Origin of the sequence: Streptomyces sp. NPDC006743 (assembly GCF_040703815.1) — a bacterium.
In the GTDB taxonomy this organism is placed as follows: domain Bacteria; phylum Actinomycetota; class Actinomycetes; order Streptomycetales; family Streptomycetaceae; genus Streptomyces.
The window spans coordinates 50127-64945 of record NZ_JBEYJA010000026.1 but is presented as its reverse complement, the minus strand read 5'-3'; the positions used below and the strand labels follow the sequence as shown (position 1 = coordinate 64945).

Below are 14819 nucleotides of genomic sequence, written 5' to 3'. Positions count from 1 at the left end.
GGCATACGCTGAACCCACGTCTAAAATCCGCACGTCAGGGCTGCTCCGGAGCCGTAGCGCCCCACCCCGTACCGCTTCGACTTCTTCCACACCGTCGCTCGGCGCACCGCCGCGACCGCCCGGACGAGGAGCCCCACCACCATGGCCGAACACCCCGTCTATCCCCTCGGTCTGCGTCTGAGCGGCCGTCGTGTGGTCGTCCTCGGCGGCGGCCAGGTCGCCCAGCGCCGCCTGCCCGCGCTCATCGCCGCCGGCGCGGACATCGTCCTCGTCTCGCCCGGGGCGACGGCCTCCGTGGAGGCCATGGCGGACGCCGGTGAGATCGCCTGGCAGCGGCGGCCCTACCAGGACGGTGACCTCGCGGACGCCTGGTACGCGCTGATCGCCACCAGTGACCACGACGCCAACACCCGGGCCTCAGCCGAGGGCGAGCGCCGGCGCGTGTGGTGCGTGCGCGCCGACGACGCCGAGGCGGCGACCGCCTGGACCCCGGCCACCGGCCACAGCGCGGGCGTCACCGTCGCCGTGCTCAGCGAGCACGCGAGCGACCGCGACCCCCGCCACACCGCCGCCGTCCGCGACGCGGTCGTCGAGGGCCTGCGCGACGGCACCCTGGGCGCCCCCCACCACCGCGTGCGCACCCCCGGAGTCGCCCTGGTCGGCGGCGGACCCGGCGACCCGGACCTGATCACGGTCCGGGGCCGCCGCCTGCTCGCCGAGGCGGACGTCGTCATCGCCGACCGGCTCGGCCCGCGCGACCTGCTCGCCGAACTCCCGCCGCACGTCGAGGTGATCGACGCCGCGAAGATCCCCTACGGCCGTTTCATGGCCCAGGAGGCCATCAACAACGCGCTCGTCGAGCACGCCAAGCAGGGCAAGTCGGTGGTGCGGCTCAAGGGCGGCGACCCCTACGTCTTCGGCCGGGGCATGGAGGAGGTCCAGGCGCTGGCCGAGGCCGGCATCCCGTGCACCGTGGTGCCCGGCATCTCCAGCTCCATCTCCGTGCCGAGCGCCGCGGGCATCCCGGTCACCCACCGCGGGGTCGCCCACGAGTTCACGGTGGTCAGCGGCCATGTGGCTCCCGACGACGAGCGGTCCCTGGTCGACTGGCCCAGCCTGGCGAAGCTGACCGGCACGCTCGTGATCCTCATGGGCGTCGACAAGATAGGCCGGATCGCACAGACGCTGGTGGCGCACGGCAAGGCACCGGACACCCCGGTCGCCCTGGTCCAGGAGGGCACGACCGCCGCCCAGCGCCGCGTCGACGCCACCCTCGCGACCGTCGCCGAGACCGTGCGCGCCCAGGACGTGAAGCCGCCGGCCGTCATCGTCGTCGGCCCGGTCGTCGCCGTGGGGCCCCGCCCGGCCTGACCGGGGCCGCCGGCGGCGGGCGTCCCGGCGGACGTCACGGCCCGCATCCCCCACGGCCCGCGTCGTGATCGCGGGCAGGGCACCCCGAGCACGACCCGCACCAGGACAACACCGCACCAGGACAAGGCAGTATCACCCCGTGGCCGATCTCATCACCGTCGAGGACCCCGACGACCCGCGTCTGCGCGACTACACGGACCTGACCGACGTGGAACTGCGCCGCAGGCGCGAACCCGCCGAGGGCCTGTTCATCGCCGAGGGGGAGAAGGTCATCCGCCGGGCGCGCGACGCCGGGTACGAGATGCGCTCCATGCTGCTGTCCGCCAAGTGGGCCGACGTCATGCGCGACGTCATCGACACCCTCGACGCGCCGGTCTACGTGGTCGCCCCCGAACTCGCCGAACAGGTCACCGGGTACCACGTGCACCGCGGCGCCCTCGCCTCCATGCGGCGCAAGCCGCTGCCCACGGCGGCCGGTCTGCTGAGCGGCGCCCGCAGGGTCGCGGTCATGGAGGCGGTCAACGACCACACCAACATCGGCGCGATCTTCCGCTCCGCGGCCGCCCTCGGCATGGACGCGGTCCTGCTCTCACCGGACTGCGCCGACCCGCTCTACCGCAGGAGTGTCAAGGTCTCCATGGGCGCGGTCTTCTCCGTGCCCTACGCCCGCCTCGACACCTGGCCGCAGGGTCTGGAGGCGGTCCGCGAGGCGGGCTTCACCCTGCTCGCCCTCACGCCCGACGAGAAGGCCAGGACCCTGGACGAGGCCGCCCCGCACCGGATGGACCGGGTGGCGCTGATGCTCGGCGCGGAGGGCGACGGCCTGTCCCGCCGGGCGCTCGACGCGGCCGACGCGTGGGTGCGCATCCCCATGTCCCACGGCGTCGACTCGCTCAACGTCGGGGCCGCCGCGGCGGTCGCCTTCTACGCCGTCGCCACCGGCCGCCCGGGGGCGTGACCCGGGCCGGGCCGGCCCGGAGGACGGAAGGTTCCCCCGGCGGTCAGAACCCGGATGCGGGAACGGGCCCCTGGGCGTGCTCCAGGACGTGCTCCTGGCCCACCCGCACGCCGCTCCCGTCGCCGCCGAGCCCGCGCGAGGGGCCCTGGCAGCCCTGTGCCGCCGCGATACCGAGCGCCACGAGCAGCGTCACCACCACGAACACGAACAGCCGCTGCCGCAGCAGCCTCGGGTTTGCGGGCCGCAGACCGGTGGAGGTCCCGCGGGGCCGCTGCCGTCCCGCGGCGCCGCGCGGGGCGGACCGGCCGCCGTCCGTGCGCGAACCGCTCCGGGAGGCCGGGATCGGCCGCCCGCCGCCCGCGCGGGAGGACGCGCCGGGCGCGCGCGGCGCGCCGCCGTCCCGGGGAGCGCCACCGGCGCGCGAGGGCGCGCCTCCCCGTGCGGACGGAGCGCTGCCGCGCGGAGCGGGCGTGCGCGGAGTGCCCTGCGAAGGGGCCTGCGGACGCCGCCGGCCGCGCGGTTCGGAGTGGCCGACGCGCTGCTGTTCGGCGCCGCGCCGCTGCTCGGGGTAGGGGGCGCGCTGCGGTTCGGGACGAGCGGCGCGCTGCCGGCCCGGGTAGGTGGCCCGCTGCTCCTCCGGGTAGGTGTCGGCCAGCCGGCCGGTCGGCCGGTCCGCCTCGGCGGCGCGCGGCGCCGGCGGCCGCAGCTCGCCCAGGCCCTGAGCCTCGCGGGCGGCGATCTCCTTCAGGCGGAGCGAGAGCTGCAGCGTGCTGGGCCGGTCCTCGGGATCCTTGGCCAGGCAGGCGCGCACCAGCGGGCCCAGCGCGTCCGGCACACCGCGCAGCTGGGGCTCCTCGTGCACCACGCGGTACAGCATCACCTCGGAGCTGCCGTGCCCGAAGGGTGAGTCGCCCGTCGAGGCGTACGCGAGCGTCGCCCCCAGCGAGAACACGTCGGTGGCCGGGGTGACGGCGGCGCCGCGCACCTGCTCCGGGGCGAGGAAGCCGGGAGAGCCCACCGCCGTGCCGACGTGGGTGAGGGTGGAGGCGCCGGTCGCCCAGGCGATGCCGAAGTCGATGATCCGCGGCCCCTTGGGGGACAGCAGGATGTTGGACGGCTTGAGGTCCCGGTGCACCACCCCGGCCTCGTGGACCGCGACCAGCCCCTCGGACAGGGCGGCCCCGATGGCGGCGGCCTCCGCCGCGGCCAGCGCCCCCTCGTCGGCGACCTTGTCGTGCAGGGAGGGGCCGGGCACGTACTGCGTGGCGAACCACGGGCGGTCCGCCTCCAGGTCCGCGGCCACCAGCCGTGCCGTGCAGCCGCCCCGGATCCGCCGGGCCGCCGAGACCTCGCGCGCGAACCGGGAGCGGAACTCCTGGTCCTCCGCCAGATCCGGCCGGATGACCTTCAGCGCGACGCGCTGGCCCTTCCGGTCGGAGCCCAGGTAGACCACGCCCATCCCGCCCGCGCCGAGCCGTCGGTGAAGCCTGAACGAGCCGACGACGCGCGGGTCCTCGCGCCTCAGGCGCATCATCGCCATGTTCATCCCCGCTGCCCGGTCCCTGTGACGAGCCACAGCTTACGTTTCCGGGGCCGCTCACGCGCAGAGGCCGCGCCCTCTCGAGTCGATCGATTGTCAGTGCCGTGCGCGAGAGTTGAGCGAGGGTCAGCGGAACCGGCGGCGGACCGGGCGGTTCCGGTACAAGATCCCAACCGGCCGTGACACAAGGGGGATTGGGTGCCGGGGGGACCGTCGCGGACGTAGGGCACGGGCGGTGCGGAACAGGGGAGCGGGGTGGAGGAAGGCGGCGGGAAGGACGGACGGCGAGCGGGGCGGGACGGCGCCCGGCCGCCGGGCGGAAGTGAGCGATGTCACCGACCGTGTCCGGAAAAGCCGGGCAGTTTGGGCACCCCTTCAGGGATGACCCCGAGACGCCGCAGGACGTCTCCACCCAGGGGAGTACGCCCCCGCCCGCGGCTCATCCTCCGGGAGGCCCGGCAATCGGTACGAGGGCATGACGCCCGGCACCCGCCGCGCGCCTAGATTTGAGGTCAAGCGGCGGGTGCAGCACTCGTCCCCCGAGGTCAGACACCCGCCGCTGCCGACGACAACCGAAACGGTCAGGAGAGGGACCATGGCCCACACGGCACCGCGGACACTCCTCCGCGCGCAGGGACGCCTCGTGCGCCCCCGCCGCACGGGCCGTCGCCACCCCGTGGTGGCGACCGTGATGGCCCTTCCCCTGGCGGCCCTGCTCCTGCTCGTCTTCGACGGCTGGGAGACGGTGGCCACACAAGCGTCGTCCGTGGGCGTGATGCTGGGGCGCTGAGCGGCGCCCCAGGCCCGGAAGAGCGGTCCGGGCGGGGACATCCACCCATGAAACCCCGTGGGGACGGGGGTGCGGCGGACGGCAGGATGCCGGCGCAGCTGGGGAGCTGCGCCGGCATTGCCGTGTCCGGACCACCTGAACCTGCCCCGCCCCGGCCACCCACCGCCGGCCCCTCCCGGTTCCCCCGCCCCGCCCGCCCCGTACGCTCGTACGCCCGCCGCCACGACGCCGTACGCACCACGCCAGGGGGAGCCCGTGACCGCCGCCGACGCCCCGCTGCTGCCCGAGCTGACCGCGCGGGTCACGGCGGTGGCCCACCCGGACGCGACCACCGGTTGCGGCTGCGCCACCACCGTCCTGGCCGACCGCCCCGACGCCACCGTCGTCCTCCACTCGGGCGCCGTCGGCAAGGTCCACGCGCCCGGCACGGATCCCGTCGCCCTCGGCCGCCGCCTCGCCGCGGCCGCCGCTCTCCCCGGCGTCCTGCTGCCCCCGCTCGGCCCGGTGCCGGCCACGCTCCACGACCGTCTCCTCACCTTCTGGCCGTACGGGACGCCCGTGGACCCCGGCATCCCCGAGGCCGCCCCCTGGGAAGCCGCGGCCACGCTCCTCGCCCGGCTGCACCGCGCCCCGGTGCCTCCGGGCCTGCCGCCCATGCGCGGTCCGCTCAAGGCCGCCCGGGCCGTCGCCCGGCTCCGCGCCGAGGCGCCCGGCCACCCGGCGGCCCGCCCGGTGCTGAGCGCCTGGGCCACGCTGCCCGCCTGGGCGCGCGCCGAGGCCCCTCAGCCCGGTGCCCGGACCGTCTGCCACGGAGACCTGCACCTGGGCCAGCTCGTGCGCCACCCGGCACCCGACGGCCCGTGGCTGCTGATCGACATCGACGACCTCGGCGCCGGCACACCCGCCTGGGACCTGGCCCGCCCCGCCGCCTGGTTCGCCTGCGGACTGCTGCCGCCCGGCGACTGGAGCCGGTTCCTGGACGCCTACCGGGCGGCGGGCGGCCCGGCCGTCCCGGCGGACGGCGACCCGTGGGCCGCGCTGGAGACCGCCGCCCGCGCCCTGACCGTGCAGACCGCCGCACGGGCCGTCGCGAAGGCGGCCGCGGCCGGGCGCGCGCCGGACGAGGTCGAACAGGCCGTCGTGGACGCCTGCGCCCGAATGACCTCCGTCCCCGCGCAGTTGTCCGGCGGCCTGCCGACGTAGGGTGCAACCGACCGCGGCCGGACGGAGTCTGTCCAGGCGGTACCCGAAGCAGGACCCACCGGTGAGGAGTTGAGCCGAGCATGCAGTGTCCGAAGTGCCACGCGCCGATGCACACCTACAACCGCAACGGCATCCAGATCGAGCAGTGCAGCGGCTGCCGCGGCATCTTCCTCGACTACGGCGAGCTGGAGGCGCTGACCCGGCTGGAGGCCCAGTGGTCGCAGCCCGCACCGCCCCCGCCCGCCCCGCAGGCCTACCCCGCGCCGCCCGCCCCCGCGTGGGGCGCACCGCACGGCGGTCACCACGGGCACTACGGCCACGGCCACCGGCACAAGAGCTTCGGCCACATGCTCTTCTCCAGCTGAGGCCGGCACCGGGCACCGGGCACGAGGCACCGCGTGGTGCGCCGGGCGGCACCACGGTGGCGTCGGGCCCGGAGCACCGGACGCACCGGCACGAAGAAGCCCCCGGCCGTACGAGACGGCCGGGGGCTTCTTGCGGTGTGGACGATACTGGGATTGAACCAGTGACCTCTTCCGTGTCAGGGAAGCGCTCTCCCGCTGAGCTAATCGTCCGCAGAACCGTGACCAGAAGGTCACAGACTGTGCGTGCGCGATACTGGGATTGAACCAGTGACCTCTTCCGTGTCAGGGAAGCGCTCTCCCGCTGAGCTAATCGCGCGGGTCTGGATCACACCGTACGGGACGGCGGATCCAGTGGACGATACTGGGATTGAACCAGTGACCTCTTCCGTGTCAGGGAAGCGCTCTCCCGCTGAGCTAATCGTCCTTGGAGGTGGAGACGGGATTTGAACCCGTGTAGACGGCTTTGCAGGCCGTTGCCTCGCCTCTCGGCCACTCCACCAGGAGTGCAGGGGACCGGGAGTCCCCTTCTTTCCTGCGAGCGGACGACGAGGCTCGAACTCGCGACCTCAACCTTGGCAAGGTTGCGCTCTACCAACTGAGCTACGTCCGCCTGTCGGTTCGGTCCGCTTGCGCGTCCCGGCGACGTGTTGAACTCTAGCGGATTCCCGGGCCAGCACAAAAACGCGTTTGCGCAGCGTGCTGCGGTACGTCGTCAGGAGGACCTGGTCAGGCCCCCGGCAGGTCACGCCGGGGCCACCCGCCGGACACCGGCCCTAGACTCGGACCCGTGCTCGACCTGCCCCCTCTCGCCCGTTTCGGCGACCGCGTCGCCACCGGCCTGACGGACGTCACCGACGATCCCGCGGCCCTGGACTCCACCGGCTTCTGGGCCGTCGCCGCCGACTACGAGGGGCGGCTGACCTGCGCCCGCTTCCGCGACGTACGGCACGAGCCCGTTCCCGCCCCGGCGCCCGGCGGATGGCGCGGACCGGGCGCCGGTGACTGGACGTCCTCCCTCGACCGCGCCGCGTACACCGCGGGCGTGCGCCGCATCCGCGAGCACATCGCGGCCGGCGAGGTCTACCAGGTGAACCTCTGCCGCGTGCTGTCCGCGCCGGTGGCCGCCGACGCCGACGTGGACGCGCTGAGCGCCGTCCTGGCCCGCGGCAACCCGGCCCCGTACGCGGGAACGATCCGCTTGCCGGAGCACGGCGTGGAGATCGCCACCGCCTCCCCGGAACTGTTCCTGCGCCGCCAGGCGCGGACGGTGGAGTCCGGGCCCATCAAGGGCACCGCCCGCACCGAGGCGGAACTCCTCGACAAGGACCACGCCGAGAACCTGATGATCGTGGACTTGGTCCGCAACGACCTCGGGCGCGTGTGCACCACCGGCAGCGTCACCGTCCCCGACCTGTGCGCCGTGGAGAAGCACCCCGGCCTGGTCCACCTCGTCTCCTCGGTCCGCGGCGAGCTGCGCCCCGGCGCCGGCTGGCCCGACCTGCTCGCCGCCGTCTTCCCGGCCGGCTCGATCACCGGCGCGCCCAAGTCGAGCGCCCGGCGGATCATCGACGCCCTGGAGACCGCTCCCCGCGGCCCCTACTGCGGCGGCCTCGGCTGGGTCGACGCCGACCGGGGCACGGGCGAGCTGGCCGTCGGCATCCGCACGTTCTGGATCGACCGGCCCGGCCGCGCCCCCGGCGCGCCCGCCGTGCTGCGCTTCGGCGCCGGAGCCGGCATCACCTGGGACTCCGACCCGGACGGCGAGTGGCAGGAGACCGAACTGAAGGCGGCCCGGCTGCTCGCGGTAGCGTCAGGGACGTACGAGCACGGCGGAGAGGACCTGCACGCATGAAGATCTGGCTCGACGGCGGACTGCGGGACACCGAGTCCGCGCGCGTCTCCGTCCTCGACCACGGGCTGACCGTGGGCGACGGCGTCTTCGAGACGGTGAAGGCGGCCGACGGGAGACCGTTCGCGCTCACCCGCCACCTGGACCGGCTGACCCGGTCGGCGCGCGGCCTCGGCCTGCCCGACCCCGACCACGACGAGGTGCGCCGCGCCTGCGCCGCCGTGCTGGCGGCCGACCCGGTCCCGCTCGGCCGTCTGCGCATCACCTACACCGGCGGCGACGGCCCCCTCGGCTCCGACCGGGGCGGGCACGGCACGACCCTCGTCGTCGCGGTGGGGGAGACCACCCGCCGCCCCGACTCCACCTCCGTCGTCACGGTCCCCTGGACCCGCAACGAACGCGGCGCGCTCACCGGCCTGAAGACCACCTCCTACGCGGAGAACGTCGTCGCCCTCGCCCGTGCCCGCGAACACGGCGCCTCCGAGGCGCTGTTCGGCAACACGGCCGGACGGCTCTGCGAGGGCACCGGCTCCAACGTCTTCGTCGTCCTCGACGGCGAGATCCACACCCCGCCGCTCGCCTCCGGCTGCCTGGCGGGCATCACCCGCGCGCTCGTGATCGAGTGGACCGGCGCCCAGGAGACCGACCTGCCGCTGGACGTCCTGGAGCGGGCCGACGAGGTCTTCCTCACCTCCACCCTGCGCGACGTCCAGGCCGTGCACCGCGTCGACGAGCGCACGCTGCCGGGAGCGGCGGGCCCGGTGACGGCGAAGGCCATGCGGATCTTCGCCGAACGCTCCGGCGACGACCTGGACCCCCAGTAGGCCCGGGCGTCGAATTCCCGCCCGCCCTCCGGGCCGACGACGGGAAGGTGCCGACAGGAGCCGGGCGGCGGCGAGCGGTCCGCCCGGGGGGTGCCGGACGTCCGGCCTCGACCGGCCCGGCGTCCGGTCTTGCACCGGTCCGGCGTCCCGGCCTGTACCGGCCCGGCGGGCCCGGCCGCGGAAAAGGGGCTGACGCGAGCGGTCGCGACGGGTAGAACTCCCCCTGATGACCACCACACTGCGGCCCACCGAGCCGATCCAGCAGAACGCCGACGGGACCCGTTCGCGCCGCTACCAGGTCTGCGTGAACAGCCGGCCCGTCGGCGTGACCCACCTGTCGACCCACCCCGTCTTCGGACCGGCCGTCGCCCGGATCCTCGAACTGCGCATCGACGCACCCGACCGCGGGCGGGGCCGCGGCACGGTGGCCGCGCTGGCCGCGGAGGAGGTGGCGCGCGGCTGGGGCTGCCGGCGCATGGAGATCAGCGTGCCCGCCACCCCCGAGGACGCGGCGCTCCGGTGGGTGACGGCCCTCGGCTACGTCCAGCGCAACCGCGGCATGGAGAAGCGACTTGGCGCGAGCGCGCCCCGACTGCCCGCGGGAAGCCGGGGCAGACCGATGACGGAGGCCGAGTACGGTCCCTGGCTCGACCACGGCAAGGCCACCTACACGCAGACCTGGATCGACCGAGGGGTGCCCGCCGACGAGGCGCACGCCAAGTCGGAGACCGACCACGCCAGGCTGCTCCCGCAGGGACCGGCGACCCCCGGCGTGCTGCTCAGCGTCCTGGAGCACGAGGGCACCCCGGTCGGCACGCTGTGGCTCTCGATCGACGAGGACAGGGCCTTCGTCTACGACGTCGAGGCCGACGCGCGCTTCCGCGGCCGGGGCCACGGCCGGTCCCTGATGCTGCTCGCCGAGGCGCAGGCGGTGGCCGCCGGCAAACGCGTCCTGGGCCTCAACGTCTTCGCGGGCAACACCCCCGCGGAGCGCCTGTACGACTCCCTCGGCTACCGCCCGGTCCTCTACGCCCTCTACAAGGAGCTGTCGTAAGGAACCACTGTCAGGAGCTGCGGTGGGGGCGCCGGTGGGGGACCGCCGTGCGGGGGCCTCAGTCTCCCGCCGGGCCGGACTCCGCCAGCAGCCGGTCGACGGTCTCCTCGATCCGCTCGCGCAGACCCTCCTGGCTCTTGCCGCCGTCCAGACGCTCGCCGCCCACCACGTACGTCGGCGTGCCCGTCACCCCGATCGCCTTGCCCTCGGCCTGGTCGGCGTCCACGGCCAGGATGTGCCGGCCGTCGATGAGCGCGGTGTCGAACTCCTCGGCGTCCAGGCCCAGTTCACGAGCCACCTCGACCAGCAGCGGCTCCCCCTTGCGTCCCAGCTCCTCGGTCCGGGCGAGCACCGCCTCCACGTACGGCCACAGCCGGCCCTGCTCGGCGGCCTCCTCCGCGGCCTGCGCGGCGGCGAAGGCGTGCTGGTGCTTGTCCAGCGGGAAGTGCCGCAGCCGCAGCTCCAGCCGGTCGCCGTAGCGCTCGCGCAGGGCGCGCAGGTCGTCCAGCGCGCTGCGGCAGTCCGGGCACTGCAGTTCGCACCAGACCTCGAGAACCGGGACCGTGCGTGCGGAGGAGGAGTCGTTCATGGCTCCAGTCTTCCAGGCCCGCCGCGCAGGACCCAATCACCGCCCGCGACGGCACCTGGGAAGGAGGCGACCCGGAGATGTCCCTGATCTCCCTCCCGGACATCGCCTCCCGGCCCCCGGAAGGGGCAGGATGGAAGGGACGAACCACCCCGACCGCCGAGCGCCCGCATGGAGGACCGGATGATTGCCGAGACCGTCTGTTCCGCCGTCTCCGCGGCCGGCCTGGGCATCGCCGCGGTCACCGCCTACCGCAGGCGGTTCCTCGCGGCCGCCCGCATCGCCGCCTACTCCCTCGTCCCGGTCGCCCTGGTGATGACCGGGATCGTCGGCTGGCTGACCCGCACCGCCTTCAGCCCGACCGCCTGGGCCGGCTTCGGTCTGCTCGGCTGTGCCTGGGTCCTCTTCGCGGCCACCCGCGCGGTCGAGCGGCGCCGGGGCGGCACGCGCAAGGAGCGCCGGGCGGCGGCTCGCGCCGCGGCCCAGGACGCGGTGGCTCCGGCGGTCCCGGCCCCCTCCCTCGGCGCGGCCGGACGGCCCGCGGGCTCCACCGCCCGCCCGTCCGCCACTCCCGCCTCACGCCCCGCGCCCGCGCCCCGAGCCGAGGAGGACTTCAGCGACATCGAGGCCATCCTCAAGAAGCACGGCATATGAACCGGCATGTGAGCGGCGCGTGAGCGCGGTCCGGGGCCCGCGCGGCAGCACGGTGCGAGGGCGCCTTCCGTAAGTGGTCCCGGAAACGATCAGGCCCGCACCCCATCCGAAGCGAAGATCATGGAAACCGGCGACGTCCCGGACATTCCGTGCGTCTTGATCGCGCCGCGGGTGCCGGCTGCGTCATCATCGCCGCGAGATGGTGGACACGACCCAGAGCGAGGCCGCGCCGCAGAAGGACAAGCCGCGCGGGTGCCTCTTCGCCCTTTCCCAGCCACCGCTGATGATCTTCCTAGCGGTGATCGGGAGTCTGCTGCTCATGGCTGCGTTGCACGACCTGCTGTTGCTGTGAGCCGTACGCGTGGCTCCTCGGCGTCACCCGCCGGGGACCACGACATGGCGGAGCGCGCCGGGGGAGGTCAGCCCGCCGCTTCCTTGCGCCGCGCCCGGTAGGCGGCCACGTGCAGCCGGTTGCCGCAGGTCCTGCTGTCGCAGTAGCGCCGCGAGCGGTTGCGGGAGAGGTCGACGAAGGCCCGCCGGCAGTCGGGCGCCTCACAGCGCCGCAGCCGTTCCTGCTCCCCGGCCACCACGAAGAACGCCAGCGCCATGCCGCAGTCCGCCGCCAGGTGGTCGGCGACCGACGCGCCGGGGGCGAAGTAGTGCACGTGCCAGTCGTACCCGTCGTGGTCCGTCAGCCGGGGAGTGGTGCCCGCCGCGGCCACCAGCTCGTTGATCATCCCCGCGGCCGTACGGGAGTCCGGGGCCGAGAAGATGCCGGCGAAGCGGCCGCGGATCCGGCGCACCGCCGAGAGATCGAACTCCGAGAGGAGCCCGACATCGCTCATGTCGTGTTTTCGTACGAAGTCCGCGAGCCCCGCGACATCGGCCAGCCCGTCCGGCGCCGCGTCGTCCTCCGGTGCGGTGTTCACCAGATCCACCACGGTGTCGAGCGCGCACCGGGTGTCGTGGGTGATCAGCACGTTTCGCTCCCTGGCCTGGGGATCGGGCACACGCCCGCCGATGCAGGCCGATGGTAGTGGCTGCGGTGCCGCCGCAGGCGCGGGCGCACGGGAGCGCACCGGTGTCGGCCCCCCGACGGGGAGGCCGGCACCGGTGCGCTCTGTGTGCGGTTGTCCTGGCCCGAGCCGTCTCCCCGAGTGGACGGCAACGGGCAGCTCGAAGGGCCTCGACGGCCTACCGCTAACTCTCCGCGAGGATGTGCGACAGCTCCTGATCCAGATCGAAGTGCCGGTGTTCCGTGCCGGGGGGCACGGCAGCGTCCGTCCGCTTCAGGAAGGACTCCAGGGCCCGCGCAGGGGCCTCGAGCAGGGCCTCGCCCTCCGGAGAGCTCAGGGCGATGCACACGACGCCCTGACCGTGACTGCGCGACGGCCAGACTCGGACGTCGCCGGTTCCCGTGGGACGGTGAAGCCCCTCGGCGAGGAGGTCGCGGGCGAACACCCACTCGACGGTCTCCTCGGCTCCGGTGTGGAAGGTGGCGTGCACGGCGTAGGGGTCGGCCGTGTCGTACCGCAGGCCTGCGGGGACAGGCAGGGAGGACTCGCTCGACACAACGAGGCGCAGGTGCAGCTCGCAGCTGACCGTGGTGTTCATAAGCGCCAGGGCCTTTCGCTCAGTGTGCGCTCGGGGATTCGCACGTCGGCGAAATCGACATGCCACCTACGGTGCCGTTGTAAACCCCTCTGAGTGTTTTGCCTGTCTTTACGTAACTCTTCCGGCCGAGAACCCGTTCGGGCGGTACGGCCATTCCGGTGACAGGTTTCTCTCCGGTAGGGTTCAGCCACATGAATACGGGGAGTGACCGTCCGGGCGAGGTTGCCGGAGCGCCGGACGGAGCGAAGACGGAGGCGGACGCGGACGGCGGGCGGGACCGGCGCGGCCTGGGATCACGCGCGCCGGAATTCATCCGGTCACGCCGCGTGCTCCACGTGAGCTGGCAGGTCGGTGTCTTCGTCGTCGGCCTGGCGGTCGTGGTGACCGGCGTCGTCCTGCTCCCGCTGCCCGGCCCGGGCTGGGTGGTGATCTTCGGGGGCATGGCCATCTGGGCGACCGAGTTCGTCTGGGCCCAGCTGGTGCTGCGCTGGACCAAGCGCAAGGTCACCGAGGCGGCCCAGCGGGCGCTCGACCCGAAGGTGCGCCGCCGCAACATCGTCCTGACGGTGATCGGGCTCGTGATCATCGGCGTGCTGGTCGGCGTCTACCTCTGGAAGTTCGGTTTCGTCATGCCCTGGAGCATCAAGAACCAGTGACCGGCTCCGACCGGCCCCTGACCGAATCCCCGGGGTGCGGGGCGGGCGGCCGGCGCGAGCCGCCGCCGCCCCGGCCGGACCGGTCCGCACCCCTCGCGCCCCCGTGGTGCCGGGCACACCCTGACATGCGGTAATGTTCTTCCTGCGCCCGGGCGATTAGCTCAGTGGGAGAGCGCTTCGTTCACACCGAAGAGGTCACTGGTTCGAACCCAGTATCGCCCACCCGGAACGGCGGCCCGTCTGCGATCACGCAGACGGGCCGTCGTCGTCTGCGCCCGCACCCGCCGGATCGCGCCGGGCTGCCCGATGAGGAACCCCGCACGATGATCCACGGCGCGGGCGGTGGCCTCCGCCGGTCCCGGCCCGGCCTTCCGCCCGTCCCGTCTCTCCCCGGCCCCGGCCGGTCGGCCTCCCGGTCGGGCGGGGGTGGTGCAGGATGGGCACGGGGAACCCCGGTCCGGCAGCCGTTCGGTGACGGTCCGTTATTTCAGAGGGAGTCAGGGAGCGCGCCGAGAAGGCCGCGCGGAGCCGGTGCGGCTCCATTGCCGCCTTGGAGAAGAAGTATCCGAAGATCGGTGAAGACGGACTTTCGGAACCGTCTCTTTTTCCGCCGGAAGTGCCGCGCACGGACCTCTCGCGGAAATCCCCGGCGGTTACCGCGCGGTTTTTCAATACCCCGTCACTTTTCCTCGCCGCGTACACCGCGTTACGCGGGTGCGGCGGGTGCGGCGAGGAAGAGGCCGTGCGGCGCGGCAGCGGCGGCGGCGGGGCAGACTGAGGCGCATGGACTGGACCCACTACCGCTTCCGCAGCCTGTGGCCCCTGCCCGCACCGCCCGCCGCCGTGTACGGCGCGCTGGAGCGGATCGAGGACTACCCCCGGTGGTGGCGCCAGGTGCGGGAGGTCCGGCGGACCGACGCGACCACCGGCGTCATCCGGATCCGCTCCCTCCTTCCGTACGACATGACCTTCACCGCCCGCGAGGTGCGCCGCGATCCGGCGGCCGGGGTCCTGGAGGTGGCGATGAGCGGGGATGTCGAGGGCTGGGCGCGCTGGACCCTGACCGCGCGGGGCACCGGCACCCTGGCCCGCTACGACCAGGTCGTCGACGTGAACAAGCCGCTGCTGCGGCGGTTCGCCGTGCCGGGCAGGCCGGTCTTCCGGCTCAACCACCGCCTCATGATGCGCTCCGGACGGCGCGGACTGGCCGCGCACCTCGGAGCGGTTTGAAGGAAGGGCACGGCGCCCTGTATTGTTCAGTGCGTTCCCGGGCGATTAGCTCAGTGGGAGAGCGCTTCGTTCACACCGAAGAGGTCACTGGTTCGAACCCAGTATCGCCCACCGGGAAAGGCCGG

The 14819-nt window shown here is 73.9% G+C and carries 17 protein-coding genes and 7 tRNA genes; 15 read left to right on the top strand and 9 right to left on the bottom strand.

The genetic code is table 11. From position 1 onward, the window contains the following. The first annotated feature begins 141 nt into the window (after positions 1 to 141). Together cobA and ABZ719_RS21750 are read left to right on the top strand one after the other, a co-directional pair. Positions 142 to 1371 carry a uroporphyrinogen-III C-methyltransferase gene (cobA, locus tag ABZ719_RS21755; protein WP_366726823.1) on the top strand — a complete coding sequence of 410 codons (1230 nt, stop codon included), beginning with the start codon at positions 142 to 144 and terminating at the stop codon, positions 1369 to 1371. Positions 1372 to 1510: 139 nt separating this feature from the next. Then, a complete protein-coding gene (locus tag ABZ719_RS21750) occupies positions 1511 to 2329 on the top strand; it encodes an RNA methyltransferase (RefSeq protein WP_366726822.1) in 819 nt (272 codons plus the stop codon). Positions 2330 to 2372: 43 nt separating this feature from the next. Here ABZ719_RS21750 and ABZ719_RS21745 read toward each other — a convergent pair whose 3' ends face one another. Next, positions 2373 to 3875 (bottom strand): protein kinase, encoded by a 1503-nt coding sequence (locus tag ABZ719_RS21745; RefSeq protein ID WP_366726821.1) that lies wholly within the window; start codon positions 3873 to 3875, stop codon positions 2373 to 2375. A gap of 589 nt (positions 3876 to 4464) precedes the next feature. Between ABZ719_RS21745 and ABZ719_RS21740 the strand changes: the two genes are divergently transcribed. The 3 genes from ABZ719_RS21740 to ABZ719_RS21730 all read left to right on the top strand — a co-directional run bounded on the left by ABZ719_RS21740 (position 4465) and on the right by ABZ719_RS21730 (position 6227). Beyond that, complete coding sequence (locus ABZ719_RS21740) at positions 4465 to 4659, top strand: hypothetical protein (protein WP_366726820.1); 195 nt, start codon at positions 4465 to 4467, stop codon at positions 4657 to 4659. 255 nt (positions 4660 to 4914) lie between these two features. Beyond that, positions 4915 to 5862 (top strand): aminoglycoside phosphotransferase family protein, encoded by a 948-nt coding sequence (locus tag ABZ719_RS21735; RefSeq protein ID WP_366726819.1) that lies wholly within the window; start codon positions 4915 to 4917, stop codon positions 5860 to 5862. 80 nt (positions 5863 to 5942) lie between these two features. Further along, on the top strand, positions 5943 to 6227 hold the full coding sequence (locus tag ABZ719_RS21730) for a zf-TFIIB domain-containing protein (protein WP_037860090.1): 285 nt from the start codon (positions 5943 to 5945) through the stop codon (positions 6225 to 6227). 138 nt (positions 6228 to 6365) lie between these two features. On the opposite strand, the gene ABZ719_RS21725 is transcribed toward ABZ719_RS21730, so the two are convergent. The 5 genes from ABZ719_RS21725 to ABZ719_RS21705 all read right to left on the bottom strand — a co-directional run bounded on the left by ABZ719_RS21725 (position 6366) and on the right by ABZ719_RS21705 (position 6837). After that, positions 6366 to 6437 (bottom strand) — tRNA-Val (locus ABZ719_RS21725). A gap of 34 nt (positions 6438 to 6471) precedes the next feature. Beyond that, positions 6472 to 6543 (bottom strand) — tRNA-Val (locus ABZ719_RS21720). A 36-nt stretch (positions 6544 to 6579) separates the two neighbouring features. After that, positions 6580 to 6651, bottom strand: a tRNA-Val gene (locus ABZ719_RS21715). 1 nt (position 6652) lies between these two features. Further along, a tRNA-Cys gene (locus ABZ719_RS21710) sits at positions 6653 to 6726 on the bottom strand. Positions 6727 to 6764: 38 nt separating this feature from the next. Further along, positions 6765 to 6837, bottom strand: a tRNA-Gly gene (locus ABZ719_RS21705). 177 nt (positions 6838 to 7014) lie between these two features. Here ABZ719_RS21705 and ABZ719_RS21700 point away from each other — a divergent pair. The 3 genes from ABZ719_RS21700 (at position 7015) to ABZ719_RS21690 (ending at position 9954) form a co-directional block, all read left to right on the top strand. Further along, a complete protein-coding gene (locus tag ABZ719_RS21700; RefSeq protein WP_366726818.1) occupies positions 7015 to 8079 on the top strand; it encodes a chorismate-binding protein in 1065 nt (354 codons plus the stop codon). Then, a complete protein-coding gene (locus ABZ719_RS21695) occupies positions 8076 to 8900 on the top strand; it encodes an aminodeoxychorismate lyase (protein WP_366726817.1) in 825 nt (274 codons plus the stop codon). Before ABZ719_RS21700 ends, ABZ719_RS21695 begins: the two co-directional genes overlap by 4 nt. 226 nt (positions 8901 to 9126) lie before the next feature. After that, the gene (locus ABZ719_RS21690; protein ID WP_366726816.1) at positions 9127 to 9954 is read left to right on the top strand and encodes a GNAT family N-acetyltransferase; all 828 of its coding nucleotides are present in this window, start codon (positions 9127 to 9129) and stop codon (positions 9952 to 9954) included. 58 nt (positions 9955 to 10012) lie between these two features. Here ABZ719_RS21690 and ABZ719_RS21685 read toward each other — a convergent pair whose 3' ends face one another. Further along, entirely contained in the window at positions 10013 to 10543 is a 531-nt protein-coding gene (locus tag ABZ719_RS21685) for a DsbA family protein (protein WP_366726815.1), read from the bottom strand. 180 nt (positions 10544 to 10723) lie between these two features. Here ABZ719_RS21685 and ABZ719_RS21680 point away from each other — a divergent pair, with 180 nt between their 5' ends. Beyond that, positions 10724 to 11194, top strand: a complete 471-nt coding sequence (locus ABZ719_RS21680) for a hypothetical protein (protein ID WP_366726814.1) — start codon at positions 10724 to 10726, stop codon at positions 11192 to 11194. A gap of 199 nt (positions 11195 to 11393) precedes the next feature. Continuing rightward, on the top strand, positions 11394 to 11546 hold the full coding sequence (locus ABZ719_RS21675; protein WP_199811652.1) for a hypothetical protein: 153 nt from the start codon (positions 11394 to 11396) through the stop codon (positions 11544 to 11546). A gap of 67 nt (positions 11547 to 11613) precedes the next feature. Here the strand turns inward: ABZ719_RS21675 and ABZ719_RS21670 are convergent, their stop codons facing one another. Together ABZ719_RS21670 and ABZ719_RS21665 are read right to left on the bottom strand one after the other, a co-directional pair. Further along, complete coding sequence (locus tag ABZ719_RS21670; RefSeq protein ID WP_366726813.1) at positions 11614 to 12174, bottom strand: CGNR zinc finger domain-containing protein; 561 nt, start codon at positions 12172 to 12174, stop codon at positions 11614 to 11616. 220 nt (positions 12175 to 12394) lie between these two features. Then, the gene (locus ABZ719_RS21665; RefSeq protein ID WP_004002642.1) at positions 12395 to 12808 is read right to left on the bottom strand and encodes an SsgA family sporulation/cell division regulator; all 414 of its coding nucleotides are present in this window, start codon (positions 12806 to 12808) and stop codon (positions 12395 to 12397) included. A gap of 191 nt (positions 12809 to 12999) precedes the next feature. On the opposite strand from ABZ719_RS21665, the gene ABZ719_RS21660 reads away from it, so the two are divergent. The 5 genes from ABZ719_RS21660 to ABZ719_RS21640 all read left to right on the top strand — a co-directional run bounded on the left by ABZ719_RS21660 (position 13000) and on the right by ABZ719_RS21640 (position 14805). Next, a complete protein-coding gene (locus tag ABZ719_RS21660) occupies positions 13000 to 13464 on the top strand; it encodes a TIGR02611 family protein (RefSeq protein ID WP_366726812.1) in 465 nt (154 codons plus the stop codon). 150 nt (positions 13465 to 13614) lie between these two features. Beyond that, positions 13615 to 13686, top strand: a tRNA-Val gene (locus ABZ719_RS21655). 328 nt (positions 13687 to 14014) lie between these two features. Then, complete coding sequence (locus ABZ719_RS21650; protein WP_366726811.1) at positions 14015 to 14242, top strand: hypothetical protein; 228 nt, start codon at positions 14015 to 14017, stop codon at positions 14240 to 14242. Between the two features lie 5 nt (positions 14243 to 14247). Beyond that, positions 14248 to 14694, top strand: a complete 447-nt coding sequence (locus tag ABZ719_RS21645) for an SRPBCC family protein (protein WP_366726810.1) — start codon at positions 14248 to 14250, stop codon at positions 14692 to 14694. 39 nt (positions 14695 to 14733) lie between these two features. Continuing rightward, positions 14734 to 14805, top strand: a tRNA-Val gene (locus ABZ719_RS21640). The last annotated feature ends 14 nt before the right edge of the window (positions 14806 to 14819 follow it).